Source organism: Fibrivirga algicola (assembly GCF_011742925.1).
In the GTDB taxonomy this organism is placed as follows: domain Bacteria; phylum Bacteroidota; class Bacteroidia; order Cytophagales; family Spirosomataceae; genus Fibrella; species Fibrella algicola.
Map to the genome: position 1 here is coordinate 655,703 of NZ_WAEL01000004.1, position 15,096 is coordinate 670,798.

The 15,096-nt window shown below is 51.8% G+C and carries 10 protein-coding genes; 1 reads left to right on the plus strand and 9 read right to left on the minus strand.

Features of this window, described 5'->3' with window-relative positions; genetic code table 11:
• The first annotated feature begins 94 nt into the window (after nucleotides 1–94).
• Complete coding sequence (locus F7231_RS14110; RefSeq protein WP_166692328.1) at nucleotides 95–670, plus strand: DUF4142 domain-containing protein; 576 nt, start codon at nucleotides 95–97, stop codon at nucleotides 668–670.
• A 71-nt stretch (nucleotides 671–741) separates the two neighbouring features.
• Here the strand turns inward: F7231_RS14110 and menD are convergent, their stop codons facing one another.
• From menD to F7231_RS14155, 9 genes are all read right to left on the minus strand, one after another.
• A complete protein-coding gene (gene menD, locus F7231_RS14115; protein ID WP_166692329.1) occupies nucleotides 742–2,466 on the minus strand; it encodes a 2-succinyl-5-enolpyruvyl-6-hydroxy-3-cyclohexene-1-carboxylic-acid synthase in 1,725 nt (574 codons plus the stop codon).
• 106 nt (nucleotides 2,467–2,572) lie between these two features.
• The gene (locus tag F7231_RS14120) at nucleotides 2,573–2,998 is read right to left on the minus strand and encodes an EVE domain-containing protein (RefSeq protein ID WP_166692330.1); all 426 of its coding nucleotides are present in this window, start codon (nucleotides 2,996–2,998) and stop codon (nucleotides 2,573–2,575) included.
• Between the two features lie 121 nt (nucleotides 2,999–3,119).
• A complete protein-coding gene (locus F7231_RS14125) occupies nucleotides 3,120–5,321 on the minus strand; it encodes a xanthine dehydrogenase family protein molybdopterin-binding subunit (protein WP_166692331.1) in 2,202 nt (733 codons plus the stop codon).
• Entirely contained in the window at nucleotides 5,318–5,821 is a 504-nt protein-coding gene (locus F7231_RS14130) for a (2Fe-2S)-binding protein (protein WP_166692332.1), read from the minus strand. Before F7231_RS14130 ends, F7231_RS14125 begins: the two co-directional genes overlap by 4 nt.
• 102 nt (nucleotides 5,822–5,923) lie before the next feature.
• A complete protein-coding gene (locus F7231_RS14135) occupies nucleotides 5,924–7,486 on the minus strand; it encodes a RagB/SusD family nutrient uptake outer membrane protein (RefSeq protein WP_166692333.1) in 1,563 nt (520 codons plus the stop codon).
• Between the two features lie 33 nt (nucleotides 7,487–7,519).
• Nucleotides 7,520–10,621 carry a SusC/RagA family TonB-linked outer membrane protein gene (locus tag F7231_RS14140; protein WP_229369952.1) on the minus strand — a complete coding sequence of 1,034 codons (3,102 nt, stop codon included), beginning with the start codon at nucleotides 10,619–10,621 and terminating at the stop codon, nucleotides 7,520–7,522.
• A 566-nt stretch (nucleotides 10,622–11,187) separates the two neighbouring features.
• A complete protein-coding gene (locus tag F7231_RS14145; protein WP_166692335.1) occupies nucleotides 11,188–12,300 on the minus strand; it encodes an acyltransferase family protein in 1,113 nt (370 codons plus the stop codon).
• 71 nt (nucleotides 12,301–12,371) lie between these two features.
• Nucleotides 12,372–13,325, minus strand: a complete 954-nt coding sequence (locus F7231_RS14150; RefSeq protein ID WP_229369918.1) for a glycoside hydrolase family 43 protein — start codon at nucleotides 13,323–13,325, stop codon at nucleotides 12,372–12,374.
• A 376-nt stretch (nucleotides 13,326–13,701) separates the two neighbouring features.
• A partial coding sequence (locus F7231_RS14155; RefSeq protein ID WP_208295601.1) for an NTF2-like N-terminal transpeptidase domain-containing protein occupies nucleotides 13,702–15,096 on the minus strand: 1,395 nt, incomplete at its 5' end.

Here is a 15,096-nt window from a genome sequence, read left to right on the forward strand (position 1 = left end):
TGCGGTATACGCCACAATTTGGTGTTGCTTAAACATACTGACAGGCAGGCAGTTTATGACGAAAAGAGCGTTTCATTAAATCACTCAACTCGTTATGAAAAAGACATCAATGCTGGTTATGCTGGCCATCAGCTGCCTAACATTCCAGGCTTGCAACAGCGAAAAAAAGACGACTAACGATAGCGTCGAAAATGCGGAGAACGCCAACGAAAACAAAGAAGAACAGGGTACAGGCGCTGAGGATGACGACAGCGAATTTGCAGTAAAAGCAGCTAGCGGCGGCCTGCTCGAAGTAGAACTGGGCAAAATTGCGCAGGAGAAAGGGCAAAGTGCTGAAGTGAAAAAGTTCGGTGCTCAGATGGTTACCGACCACGAGAAAGCCAATGCTGAATTGAAAGCACTAGCCGCGTTGAAAAACATTACAATTCCATCGACGCCGGGGGCTGATAAGCAAAAAGACATCGACGACATGCGTAAGTTATCGGGTGCCGAGTTCGACAAAAAATACATCAGCTACATGAAAGACGATCATGAAGAAGATGTGAAGGAGTTCAAAGAAGCAGCTAAAGACGCCAAAGACCCGTCGATCAGGGAATTTGCGACCAAGACGTTGCCCACCCTGCAAATGCATCTCGACATGGTTACGGCCATGGACAAAAAGATGAACTAAGGTAGCAAGCCATAAAAATGGTATACTGAAAGCTTCGCTGGTCGTTCTGTTCGACAGCGAAGCTTTTTTCGTTACAATCGCTGCTTATAGGCTTTGAACGCGTCTGTATTTGCGTACTTGTCTGTTGTAATTTCAAGCAGTTTAGGCAGGTCAGCCGGGTCGAAGAACGTACCCAGTGCGGTACCTAACGTACCCAGGTCTGCTACCTGGGTGTAGCCGAGGCCAAAATCGGCGCAGGTACGTTCGGCGGTGAGTTGATGCGGCGTCTCAAAGAACGTTTCCAGTTCGGGCTGCTGCGATGGCCCGTCGATGATTCGGAAGATGTGCCCCGCTGAATTATTGAGCAGCACAATGCGCAGGTTAGCGGGTAACGCCTGTTGCCAAAGGCCATTCCGGTCGTAGAAAAACGACACATCCCCGATCAGCACAGTGACGATTGCGTCCGTCCGCAGAGCAGCACCTACAGCTGTACTCAATGTCCCATCGATGCCACTGGTTCCCCGGTTGGCCCATACCTGAATTTCCTGACTGGCTTCCAGGCCACACATATTGGCGTAGCGAACCGGCATACTGTTGGCCAGGTGCAGGTGCGATTTTGCCGGTAGTGCGTCGAGAATAGCCTGTGTAGCCACCCAGTCGGTAAAGGGCGATTCACGGAGCGACTGGGCTACTACCCGCCGCGCGGCCTGTTCGGCGGCTTGCCAGGCAGTCAGGTAGTCGGCCCCTTCGTCATCTTCCTCAATGCCTTCGCGGAAATGCTGGTAATCGAGGTCTGCAAATAGTTTCTGAAAAAACGAAACAGGCTTGACGGGGATCCGCGTAGTCAGCGACTGAAACGAATCGATCAGCCGGTCGCCGTGGGGTTGAATGTGCCAGTGCTGAACGGCCGGGTACCGCCGAAAGTATGTTTTCAGGTTTCGCGTCAGGAAGGAGTTGCCCAGGGTAATGAGCAAATCAGGCCGCAGGTTTTGCAGTTCCTCTTCATCGGGTTGCCCCAGGATCGTGTCTGACTGGCTAATGAAGAATTCACCGCGTCCCAGATTGCTGATGATCTCCCCAACCACAGGTACGTTCAGTTCCCGGCCAATTTGCGCCAGCACCTGCTGCAGGGCTGGCTGGTAGGTTGTTTGCCCCACCAGAATCAGTTTGCGTTCTGCGCGCTCCCAGTCGGTCAACAGCCGGTGCCACGTATCGGGTGCCAGTTGCGGCAGTACAGGGAGTTGCTCAATCACCCGCCCCCGTTCAGGGCGGTATACGTCGTCGGGTTTGGGGTAGAACGGTTCGCGCAGGGGTACGTTCATATGCACCGGCCCGGGCGCCCCGAGGCGGCTCAGGTCAAATGCTTCGTTGATGGTTCGTTCAATAAACCAACGGGCATCAGCATGGCTATAGTCGGCGGGCAGGTCGTAACTCCGCTTGACGTGCGTACCAAATATATTGGCCTGATCGATCGTTTGGCCATCCTGCTGGTGCAGCCATTCATGCGGACGGTCGGCGGTCAGCAACAGCAAGGGAACCTGCTGAAAATACGCCTCGGCCACCGCCGGACTCAGGTTATACACCGCACTGCCCGACGTACAGATCAAAGCCACCGGCGTTTGTGTCTGCTGCGCCATGCCCAGAGCCGTAAAGCCCGCCGCTCGCTCGTCGGGCACCACACGTACCCGCAAACCGGGATGCCGGGCTACCGCAATAGTCAGCGGTGCCGACCGCGATCCCGGCGACACTACCACATCGCGCAGGCCTTTCTGGTGTAGTAACTCAACAAGATTCAGTATCGGTTGCAGGACGGGCATGAAGTGTGGTGACTGGTTTGTCGTTTGTCATTTGTGGTTGCGCTGCCCGGTAACGCCTCGTTCCAGTAGCAGCGCAATCACAAATAGCAAACAGCAAATGACAAACTTAGTTATTCCCCATTTTAACAATCAGATCAAACTCGTCGGGTTTGATGGGCATCACCGAGAGGCGGGATTGTTTAATGAGGGCGATGTTGGCCAGCATGGGCTCGGACTTGATCCGGGCCAGCGGTACGGCGTTCGCGAAGGCCAGCGTTGGCTCCAGTTCAACCACGCACCAGGGTGTTGACTTGCCGTTGGGTTGCGGATCTGCGGTGGGGTCAGGATAAGCTTCGCAAACAACTTTGGCTAAGCCCACTACGGCGGGGTTTGTTACGCTGTGATAAAACAGCACCTGATCACCTTCGCGCATGGCCTGCAGGTTGTTTCGGGCCTGGTAGTTACGCACACCATCCCAGGTAGCGCGGCCCTGCTCGGTGAAATGATGCCAGCCGTAGGTATCCGGCTCGGACTTGACTAACCAATAATTCATGGGGGCAAAAGTAAAAGAAAAAGGGAGTAAGGGGAAGAAAGGGCCGAGGGGGAGGCTTACGCGCCAGCACTACTGATGCGTAAGCCTCCCCCTCGGCCCTTTCTTCCCCTTACTCCCTTTCTTACACCGCCGCTAAGTCAAATGGCAATCGGCGGAGGCGTTTACCAGTAGCAGCGAAAACGGCATTGGACAGCGCAGGGGCGAGCGGTGGTAAACCGGGTTCGCCTACGCCCTTGATCGTGTTGCCGCCATCGGCGAGGATGTGCACCTCGACGACTGGCATTTCGTTGATCCGCAGCATCTGGTTGGTATCGAAATTGGTCTGCTGAGCCTGGCCGTTGGCAAACGTGATTCCCTGTTTCGTTGCGGCCACCAGTCCCATACAGATAGCGCCTTCCACCTGGTTGCGTACCATGTCGGGGTTAACTACCGTGCCGAGATCAATGACGCAGTATACCTTGTCGACTTTCACCGAGCCGTCTGTTTGCTTCGACACTTCGACTACCTGGCCTGCTAAACCAGCGAAGAACTCCCACTGGGCCACGCCACGACCTTTTCCGGCCGGAAGCGGCTTATCCCAGTTTGATACCTCGCGGAGTTTGGCCAGCACTTTCTTCGTGTCCGACTCCTTCGTCAGCATCGCCATCCGGTAATCCATTGGGTCCTGCTTTGCCTGGTGCGCCATCTCATCGATGAAACACTCGTGCGGAAACGCCACCGTTGTGCTGGTTACCGCCCGCCAATAGCCCGTTGGCACCTGCAAATCGGCGAAGACGTAGCGGTTGTCGACGTTGGGAATTTCGTATTTCTGCTCGCTGATGCCCTCCGTCATGGTTTTGTCGGGCTTGGCCGCATCGTGACTTCGACCCAGCGTGGCATCGATCGATGGCGAAATCACTTTATGCTGGAAGGCCGTTGGCTTCCCGTTGGCGTCGAGTCCGGCGCGCATGGCCGAGAACGTCATGGGTCGGAAGGGACCAAGCTGCGTATCGTCTTCACGCGTCCAGACCACTTTTACCGGCTTACCCACCGACTTGGCGATATGGGCTGCTTCGAGCACAAAATCCTGGAATAACCGACGGCCAAAGCCACCTCCGTTGAACGTGATGTTCACCTTCACGTCGGCCGGTTTGATCTTGAACTCATCGGCCATCTTCGACTTGATCCAGTCTGGTGCCTGCGACGACGTCCAGATCTCGACGGTGTCGGTCGTGGGCCAGTTCACCACACAGTTCATTGGTTCCATGGGCGAGTGACTCACCATCGGCGTTTCGTAAAACGCATCGAGTTTCGTGGCGGCTTCGGCAAGTGCTTTCCCGAAGTCACCAGCGGTATGGTCAACGACACCGTCCTGTTTGGCCAGTTCGCGTAGTTTCTGCTCGTAGGCAACCGTGTTGAAGGCATCGAGACCCTGATGATCCCACTTTACGGCCAGCGCCCGACGGCCTTTCAGTGCGGCCCAGTAAGTATCGGCCACCACGGCGACACCGTCATACTTGTTTTCTTCGAGTACGCGGGTTGCTTTCACTACCTGCCGAACGCCTTTCACCTGCTTTGTTTTCGTATCGTCGAAACTCACCAGTTTACTACCAATGACGGGGCTGCGTTCGACCGAGGCGTAGAGCATGCCGGGCACCTTGACGTCGATCCCGAATTGCGCCTTACCTGACGATTTGGCGGGCACTTCGGGCCGTTGCGCCGGTTTGCCCAGAATAGTAAAGTCTTTGGGGTCTTTCAGCGTCGGATTGGTCGGTACAGGCAATTTCGACGCCACCTCGATTAGGTTGCCGTAGCCGATGCTTCGTCCCGACGCTTTGTGATGCACCTGCGCGTTGGCTACGATACATTCTCCGGCAGGTACGTTCCATTGCTGGCTGGCAGCGGTCACAAGCATTTCACGGGCCGACGCGCCCACTTTCCGAAGAGCCATGTAGCGGCCCCGAACCGACGAGCTACCGCCCGAAATCTGGCCGCCATATGCTTCTTCGCCTCCCGTTTGCAGGATCGTCACCTGACTCAGCCCCACCCCGAGTTCTTCGGCGATAAGTGCCGGAACTGATTGGAATGTACCCTGGCCCATATCGGGCTGGGGGTTCATGATCGTAATTTTTCCGGGCGCGCTACCCACCGATTTCTCGATGATAACATAGGGCGTCAGTTCAGCACCAACGGGTGCAGCGTTAATGTTTAGGATACCGCCGACAGCCGTACCGGGTACGCCAGCGTTGGCCGACGAAATACCGAGCACTAGTGCGCCGCCCGCCAGGCCAAGCGTTTTCAGGAAATCGCGCCGGTTGGCGATCAATAGGTTGTCTGCGCTCATCGTTTTCCTAGTTTAGACGCGTTCTTCACTTTAGGGGCGGCGCTGATCTCGGCTGAGGCCGAATGAATGGCCTGTCTGATTCGGACGTAGGTACCGCAACGGCAGATGTTGCCCTGCATGGCTGCGGCGATATCGGCATCGGTTGGCTTGGGGTTCTGCTTCAACAGCGCCACCGCCGACATAATCTGCCCCGACTGGCAGTAGCCGCACTGCGGCACCTGGTGTTCGATCCAGGCTTTCTGCACGGGGTGATCAACGTGTTTTGAGATGCCTTCGATGGTCGTAATCTTCTGACCGGCTACAGCTGATACCGGTAAGCTGCACGAACGAACAGGCGAGCCGTCGAGGTGAACGGTACAGGCGCCGCACTGAGCAATGCCGCAGCCAAATTTGGTACCCGTCAGGCCGACGACGTCGCGGATCGCCCACAAAAGTGGCATATCCGGGTCAACGTCGAGCGAGTGGGGCTGGTTGTTGATGGTGAGTTTAATCATTGCCATTAGACTGCTAGTTAAGTCGTTTCGGAGGCAACGAAGGTACGCAAAAACCCCGATAGCGGGAAGCTACCGGGGTTTGCACAGATATCTACAACAGTCTTATAATCAGCTAGGATAACCCGGGTTTTGTGGGGTCAACTTCGGGTTGTTCAACATCTCCTGCTTAGGCAATGGCAGCAGCAGGTGTTTCGCTTCCAGTGCCTTGTTGGTGTTCAGGTTTACGTGGCCCACAAAATTGTCGAAGCCATTGGTGGTTTCGTTGTAGACTTTGCGCAACCGAATCATATCAAACCAGGTAATCTGCTCATAACACAGCTCGTGCCAGCGTTCGCGCCACACCGCCTCGCGAAAGGTTGCCTGCGAGAACGTACCCAGCGCCGGCGTGGTCAACTTAGCCCGGTCTCTAATGCGCTTCATAGCGTCGTAAGCCGCCTGGGTTGGCGCACCCAGTTCGTTCTGAGCTTCGGCATAGATCAACAGCGTTTCGGCAAACCGAATCTGGGGTACGTTCAGGTTATTCAAACGCGTACCGGCAACGCCGAATGTGCCGTTGGCCGTGCGGTTGAAGTGCTTGAACACATAAGGTGCTCCCAGGCTGAACGGCGCCCCCGTACCATTGGTAAAGTACGTAGTGTAGAAGTATCCCTCCTGGTCTTTAGCCCGCAAATCGCCCGCTTCGTACGACTTGTAGAAGGAAGCAGTCGGTACTGAGCTACCCGTACCCGTTGGCCCATTGTAGTTGATGGGCTTGAAGTTACCGTAGAAGTTTTCCATCGGGTTCGAGGCCACAACTGCATTGTACTGCAATTGGAACAGGTGTTCAGTCCGGTTCTCCTGGCTTTCCCGGTGTACATCTTCGTAGGTCGTAAACAGGTTGATCACCGACGGGTTCGCATTGGCATAGTTGATCACCTCGAACGCTTTGTCGGCAGCCAGCTTATAGTGCGACGCCCCTTTGTTGAGCGGGAAACCGGCCATGGTCAGGTATACCCGCGACAACTGCGATTTCACGGCAGCCAGGTTCACCCGACCACTTACGTCCATCCAGGCAAGACCCGCCGATTCAGCGGCCGTCAGGTCTTCAATGATCAGCTTATACACGTCTTCCTGCGGAGCCCGTGCCGGCTGAAAATCCTCAGAAGCTGCGGTCTGTGGCATTGTTACGAGTGGCACATCGCCCCACAGCCGAACGGCCTGGAAATAGGCCCATGCCCGCAGAAAACGCGCTTCACCCAGAATCTTGGTCTTCTGAGCGGCATCCATGGGGGTAATAGCCGGTACTTTGGCGAGCACCTGGTTGGCCTGTGCAATCACCCGGTACAAGCCGTTCCAGTAGTTGACTACGTGGATCGTGTTGCCATCGTGTGAGAGGCTGTACAGGTTATTCAGGTCTGAATTCTGGGCTGTCTCTGTAGTCGACGTACCCGTCAGTGCTTCCAGCAACTGCCAGTTGTTCGAGAAGATATTGGCCCCATCGCCAATGAACCGCAGGCTGGCGTAGACCGACGCTAACCCAGCTTCGGCATGATCGGGAATGGTATAGAAGCTATCGTTCGTGAGATTGGACGGCGCCATCTCATCCAGAAAGTTGGTGCACCCAGACGGACCAAGTAGTACAGTGCCGCACAGCAGCACCTTCCAAAGTTTATTTGTTAAAGTAGATCGCATAACGAATGTCGATTTAAAGGTCAGTTGCGTGTGTTAGAGGCCAATCTGCAGACCGACCAGGTACGTGGTTGGCTTGGGGTAATTGTGCCAGATCATACCCTGCGAGAAGGCACTGTTGCCATCACCCTGGTTGGTTGGCGTCACTTCCGGATCGCCAACGATAGGGTCTTTCACCAGCAGGAACACGTTTTGTGCGGTTGCGTAGAAACGCAGCCGGTTTACTTTCAACCGGTTGGTGACCTGCGAAGGCAGGGTGTAGCCAATCAGGAAGTTACGGCCACGCAGGAACGATCCGTCTTTGATCCAGTGCGAATCAACGTTTGTTACATACCCGGCCCGGGTCTCGCGGATCTGCGCGATAGGCGTGTTCTGGTTCTGGGGTGTCCAGGCGTTCAGCACTGAGCTGTAGCTGTTGGCCAGCGCCTGCCGGTCTTCACTGGCGTGCAGGTTCATCAGCATCACATCGTTGCCATACATGAACTGAAGCTCGATGGTTGCGTCGAACTTCTTGTAACGGAAGCTGTTGGTCAGTGCGCCCCATCCTTTTGGGCTGCCGTTGCCAATGATACTCCGGTCGGCATCGGTGATGGCCTTGTCGCCGTTTACATCCAGGTACTTGATGTCGCCAGGCAGCAGCGTCAGGTTGTTCCGATAGCTGGCGAACTTAGACGCCTCTTCGCGTTCGGCTTCGCTCCACACACCCAGGCGCGTCAGGCCCCAGAACGAACCCACCGGCTCACCGATGCGGATGATGTTGGTTGGGTTGGTGAAGTTAGGGCCACCTACGTTGAAGATGTCAGACGGCGTAGCCAGCGACAGCACCTTATTACGGTTCAATGAGATATTGAACGTTGTGTTCCAGGTGAAGTCAGTACCATCGAAGTTGGTGGTGTTCAGGCCAAACTCAAAACCGGCGTTCTGCATTGACCCTACGTTCCGGCGAATGGTGCCGTAGCCACTAGTACGTGGTACAGGTGCATCCAGCAGCATGTCGGTCGTCAGACGATAATAGTAATCCGCTTCCAGCGACACCCGTCCTTTAAAGAGTGAGAGCTCCAGACCAACGTCTGTCTGCGCCGTTTTTTCCCAACGCAGGTCGGGGTTGGCCAGGCGATCGATACCCGTTCCACCAACGCGCGTGTCGTTGTAAATGGTCGAGTAGTTCGAGCTGAGCAGCGCCAGCGATGAGTAAGGCGGAATTTCTGAATTACCCGTGAGGCCGTAGCTGGTACGCAGTTTCAGGTTCGAAATCACTGAGTTACCCTTCAGGAAGCTCTCTTCCGATACCCGCCAAGCCAGGGCCGCCGAGGGGAAGAACGCGAACTTGTGGTTAGCTCCGAATTTAGATGAGCCATCGGCCCGACCCGTTACGGTGAATAAGTACTTGTCGAGGAAGTTATAATTTATCCGGCCGAAGTACGAATTGAACGCAAACCGGGATGCTCCCGACGACACCTGTGGATTGGTGGCACCAGCCCCCAGGTTATTGTAGCCGAAGTAATCAGTTGCGAAGTTGTTCACCGTGGCACCAACACTGAAAATGTTGGTTTCCTGCCACGAGATACCGGCCAGTGCCGTAATATGGTGGTCTTCACCAATCTGCTTGTTATACGTCAGGTAATTCTCCAGCGACCAGAAGCTCTCTTTCCGGTTACGGGCGGCAGCATTACCAAACGAACCCGGATTCAGCGTCCTCGTCTGCGACTCGTTGTTCTCCTGAGTCAGGATGTTTACGCCCAATACAGTGCGCATCTCCAGCCCTTTAGCCAGGTTGATGTTCGTGTACAGGCTACCCAGCGACGTTTGCGTGTTCAGAATGAAACGCCGGTCCATCAGCCGGTGAATTGAGCTGAAAGAGCCCTCAGCACTTGGGTAGTCCCGGTTACTGGCATAAGACCCATCAGGATATTGTACGGGCAGGAACGGGAAGTCTTCCACCATTTGGCGGGCTACCGCATCATTCTGATCGACGAGGTTTTCGCTCTGGTTGTTGTAGCTGAGTGTACCGCCAACTTTCAACCATTTTTTCACCTGATCATCGATGGTGAACCGGGTTGAATAGCGTTTCATGTACGACGTTTTTATCAGGCCCTGATCATTCCGGTAGCCTAATGAAAGCGAGTACTGGGTACGTTCGTTGCCACCGCTGAAGCCCAGCTGATGGTTTTGCGACAGCTTGTTCTGCGTGGCCTCCTTGAACCAGTCGGTGTCGTAGAGTGGGTTCAGGTTGGCATCGAAGATACCGGGATGCGCCGCGCTGAACTGCTTGCGGCGGGCAACAGGGTCCAGGTTAGCGTACTTGCCCGACGCCCAGCCGGCCGGGTCAAACTTGGCGATGTTTGCATAGGCCAGATCTTCAGTGGCCAGGTATTCGCGGGCGTTGAGGGTATGGGGGCGGTTAGGGCCGATCGTATTGACGCTGAAATCAGAGTTGTAGGTAATCTGTCCTTCGCCTGCTTTGCCTTTCTTAGTCGTTACCAGAATAACGCCGTTTGCGCCACGAGCCCCGTAAATAGCGGTCGATGAGGCATCTTTCAGTACTTCAACCGACACAATATCGTTCGGGTTGATGTAATCAATGGCCGAGCTGAACTGGTTTTGGTTCCCCTGCGGCAGCATCACACCGTCGACGACATACAAAGGGTTATTCGACGAGTTGATCGAGCTGAACCCCCGGATCCGAACGGTTGTACGGCCACCGGGACGACCTGAGTTGGTATTAACCTGCACACCGGGCATCCGGCCAGACAGCGCCTGGTTGAGCGAAGGAGCCGGACGCTCCATCAGTTGCGATTGCTTCACCGTCGCCACAGCACCGGTTAAATCTGATTTCCGGGTTGTACCGTAACCAATAACTACAACCTCGTCCAGCGCCTTATCATCATTGAGGAGCGATAGATTGATGGCGGTTTGGTTGCCAACCAGTACCTCTTGAGCGGTGTACCCCACAAAAGAGAAAACCAGGGTTGAATTGGCGTTGGGAACGGCCAGCGAATACCCTCCCTGGGCATCGGTTGTCGTGCCCTGTGTTGTGCCTTTGATCACGACACTCACGCCCGGCAGAGGAGAACCCTGCTCGTCTTTTATCTGGCCGGTGATCCGTCGATCCTGCGCCATAGCGCCCAAGCACAGCATCCAGCTCAGCAGGAATATCAATGCCTTAGGACATACTCGTTGTAAAGTGTTCTTCATGGTTGTTGGTTAATAAACATGAACTAATAGTTTAGGGTAAACCCTAGTCGGGTTCAGCTACATAAGAGATGAAACTGGGGGTTCTAATTAAAATATTTTAATAATTGTTAAATAATTCTAATTTAAAATAGAACATTTCAGCGTTGAATTACTTAATACAGACACCTGGGCTCACCAGCATACTATTGCTTGTTACTGGCTACTAGCTAACATTTTACCCGTATTCTATCTAATTGATTTTACAGTATTTGTACTTAATAAATATATATATCCCCGATCCATAAATTGAGTAATAGATTCAGCTACAAGACTGCACGTGTCCAATAAAGCACCTGAGTATAAATAAGACTCAACACGAAGCGAATTGAGCTTACTGGTAACATGTAATATTGGTGTCAGGACAAGATGAGGCACTGATTTTGGTCTCCATCAGCAACCGGTTGACTGGTGTACTGGCACCATCATGTTGCTTGGGTAGGGCGACGCCACATTAGCAACGTACCTGTGTGCTATGCCAGTTTTTTCCGCAACCAGGCTCTTACCGGTTCATCGTATAGCTTCAGGCTGGCGTAGGCCAACACGATAGCGCCAGCAAATGTGAGCAGTGCGTATGGCCAGGCCTGTCCAATGGTGATTCCTTTGTGATTACTGACCCAGGCTACGTAAAAATAGACGAGCACATAATGGGTCATGTATAAGGGATATGATAGCGCCCCGAGGAATTGACAAATTTTCGCTTCCGTCTGGTTATGCACTACGCCATTAGCGCCCATGTAAATGATCAGTGGAAAGACAACGATGATGCAGAAAGCGTCATATAACCCATTCAGCCAACCATGAGTTGCACCGCCAATTCTCGGCATAAACAGAACAACGGCAACCAGCAGGCTACACCACAGAAACGCATGATTGAAACGGGATGGCCGCGACACCCGCGATAAAAGCAAACCGGCAAAAAAGGGAAATAAGGTACGTGTGATCCCAATGCGCATATGCTCAACATTCAGTGTCCAGCCCCCGGCAACGTCGCCGTTGGGGGAAGTAACCGCAAAATGCAGGAGCAACGCCCCGGCCAGGATAACAAACAGGGACAGTGCTTTAGTCGACAGTTTCCGTAGCCCCATCGCGTAAAGGATGTTAACTACGTACTCGAAGAATAAAGACCAGCCAACGCTGTTCAGCGGATGCATTTCCTGCCAGCCGCGAATGTCCATAGACAGTGGGATGGGGATCAGCGTATAGCCAACCAGCAGCACAACGATCAGTTTCCACAGGGGAACGGTGTGAATAAGCGGCCATATGGTTGAGTCGGTACCGTAGAAACTAATCGCACCCAGCGTCATGCCCAGGATGACAAGTGGGTGCAGCCGCTCGAGCCGCCGCCGCATAAAGCCGCCAAAAGTTAAGGTATCCCACCGGTCGTCGTAGGCATACCCTATAACGAAGCCGGACAGAAGAAAGAAGAAATCAACGGCCAGGTAACCATGATTCACAACGTTGGTAAAGCGACTACTGGCCAGTGGCTCGGCAAGGTGAAAGACTACCACGATAATGGCCGCTACGCCCCGAAGCCCGTCCAGCAGCTGATAATGTGGCTTCGTGCCCAGTTGGTTATTGTCCATTCACTACAAGAAAGTTAGTTTCGCTGGATACTGGCCTGATTTCTCCAGAACTGTGCCTGTCAAATCAGCCCCTATGGGTTGTACGGCGCCCCGACGACTAACTTATTACCTGAAAAATCTACGTCAAAGAAATGAGGAATCCGAACGGTACGTCCATTGATACTTTTATGGCTGTGCAGAACCATCAGCCACTTGCCGTTCAGTGTGCGAAAGAGCATACCGTGGCCATAGTTCGAGGGCGTAATCGGGTCGTTTTCCTGTACCCAGGGGCCATCCAGCGTGCCGCTTTTTGAATAGGCAACCCCCTGCGTATAGACGTCATAGATCCAGCTCGTCCAGATCATGCCCAGCCGACCGGTTCCGGTCTGAAATAGATAGGGTCCGTCTGTCACTTTATTCGGACCCTCCTTACCCTTCTCTTTTTGGCGGCTCCACGGACTGTCACTAGCCCGGAACAGCAGTTTACCCTCCCCCACCGACCCGCTCAGATCGGGCTTCAGCTCTATTTTCTCAATGGTGCCATTCAGGTTTTGCAGCCATTCGTAGCAGTACACCATGTAGGGCTTCCCATCTGTATCGACCCAAAACGTGCCATCCAACGTCGGTTTGCTGGCAGGCAGGTACGTTGGATCGGCCATGGGTACGTAGGGACCTTCGGGCCTGTCGCTGACCAGCACATGACTGGCCCGCCGTTCGATAACGTTCTCGCCGACGGTATCAATTTTTACGGCCCGATTGGTGAAGGTGGCAAAGTAGTAGTACTTGCCCTTGTAGGCGTGCAGTTCGGCGGCCCAGATCATTGGGTTTTTTCCCATCCAAGACGTAGGGTCAGTCTTGACAGGGTTGAACGGGCCTGTCCATTTTTTCAGGTCGCTGCTTTTCCAGAGCATGCCTCCTGTGCCGGTCATGTAGTATGTCGAGGTCTTCGTATCCGCCAGAATAAATGGATCGCTCAGCCGAATCGAATCCAGCGGAACGTCCTGCCTGACTGGCGGCACCCTATTCTGCGAGAAAACAGCGGTCATATTACTGAGTAACAAGGCTACGAGTACTACTATTTTTCCGCCCATGTATTGGATCGTTTCCTATCGTTTAGCACTATTCTGGCTGATTGTCTGTAAAAGCCAAAGCGTTGTCAATATTTATGTTACTGTTACTAGAAGTAATTTCCAACAACTGTTCAGGTTACTATACTTTAAGCACTATATCATTGAAACAGGTTCAATACAAAATGACTAAATTTTAATTGTTAACATTAATTTTAAGCTTAACCATTTACAATACACCGGAAATAAAGAGACCTTCTAGGAAAATAATGATATAAATATTAGTTACAAATCTTCGATTCCTAAATACAGTATATAATTTATCGATCTGTCCTCATGTAACATGCTTAGCTAATTATTCTAACCATTCAAGTTGAGTTCCAATTTGACTAATTGAACTAAAATTCTCAGCAATTTTCCACTTTCCTACCTTCGATGGATTTACAACAAGATCTGTGCTATTTACTTCACAGTACAAAACTCTCATAATCAAATCGTAGTCATGTACTGAGTTACCCTCAAATGAGATTCCTAACTTAAGTGTAATATCCGTCTTACAAGAAGACAGATCCTCACTCCGTTGTATTGAAAAATGGCTTATTTTTTTACCCTTAAAAACAGCCTTTATTCTACCAGCCATCTTCCCTTGAGAGATATGATCAGGCCGATACATTAGCTGGCTCATTTGACCAAAATTATTCTGCTTCCAAAGGCTAATAAATTCAGCAACTACTCGTTCTGGAGTATTGATTAGATACTCATCTGGCAACCCCGCAACAGGATAATCTATTCCGACAGTAACAGGACTTCTTCTAAATTCGTCCATGGAGCAAACTTCTAACAGCTTTTCATCTAAAATCTCTATCTCGCGAATAATGTCTTCAAAGGTTTTTAAACTTTCTATTGTATACACTTCTTTCCTGTGAGCCTCATCCTGCTTAGCAGCCAAAAAGTCTCTTACTGAAAACATCAATGCCCAGCACTTTGCTGCAACCTCTTCATTTGCGTAGCCTAAATCTCGACCGTGAAGTATACCGTTTCTAAATGGCAATGTAATTTTGCTTTTGGATGTAGTACGACGTGATTTATAGAATAGATCTTTGATTAAACTAAGTCCAGTATCATGTCCTACTATAGAGTCCCAGCTAGTCACATCTGATTTCTCAGCAAAAAAACCTATATTATCTCCAGCATCAGATACTACACCATCAATCATCATAAGCAATACAGGTATACAAGCATGATATCTACCTGATACATAATCCTCATATGCAAGTTTTATAATTCGTAACCTATCTCTAAAAACTTCAACTCCCCACAACCTTGTTATTCCTAACTCAACCGTATTTTTATTATAATAGCCTATTAAGCATTTTTCGGCGTCATGAATACCATCTGATTTTAAGATTGCCAACGCTTTTTCCATAATTTTTTCATTAAGGCTATCATATGCAATCCATCCCCTACTTGAAAAAGCATTATTAAAGCGATCAGGCAACGTGCTTATTTTTTCAAAATGACCCTTAAAATCAGCTAGTTTATACCTTTGTTCTTCTGTTACTGCCAACTTTTCTAATTGTGCAATTCTCTCCTTTATTGAAGCTAAAGAGGGTTGGTCGGCTATCTTCTTTTTCATTCCTATTTCATCTAAAATAATTGACAGATAATTACTCTTGTATTTTATCTTATAAAAATAACCTACAAAAAAACCCCGAAATTGACTCAATTTCGGGGTTTTAGAACGCTTTTG

Coding starts and splice junctions, on each gene's coding strand:
- F7231_RS14110 (WP_166692328.1), top strand. CDS start 95: ATGAAAAAGACATCAATGCTGGTTATGCTGGCCATCAGCTGCCTAACA.
- menD (WP_166692329.1), bottom strand. CDS start 2,466: ATGCCCGTCCTGCAACCGATACTGAATCTTGTTGAGTTACTACACCAG.
- F7231_RS14120 (WP_166692330.1), bottom strand. CDS start 2,998: ATGAATTATTGGTTAGTCAAGTCCGAGCCGGATACCTACGGCTGGCAT.
- F7231_RS14125 (WP_166692331.1), bottom strand. CDS start 5,321: ATGAGCGCAGACAACCTATTGATCGCCAACCGGCGCGATTTCCTGAAA.
- F7231_RS14130 (WP_166692332.1), bottom strand. CDS start 5,821: ATGGCAATGATTAAACTCACCATCAACAACCAGCCCCACTCGCTCGAC.
- F7231_RS14135 (WP_166692333.1), bottom strand. CDS start 7,486: ATGCGATCTACTTTAACAAATAAACTTTGGAAGGTGCTGCTGTGCGGC.
- F7231_RS14140 (WP_229369952.1), bottom strand. CDS start 10,621: ATGCTGTGCTTGGGCGCTATGGCGCAGGATCGACGGATCACCGGCCAG.
- F7231_RS14145 (WP_166692335.1), bottom strand. CDS start 12,300: ATGGACAATAACCAACTGGGCACGAAGCCACATTATCAGCTGCTGGAC.
- F7231_RS14150 (WP_229369918.1), bottom strand. CDS start 13,325: ATGACCGCTGTTTTCTCGCAGAATAGGGTGCCGCCAGTCAGGCAGGAC.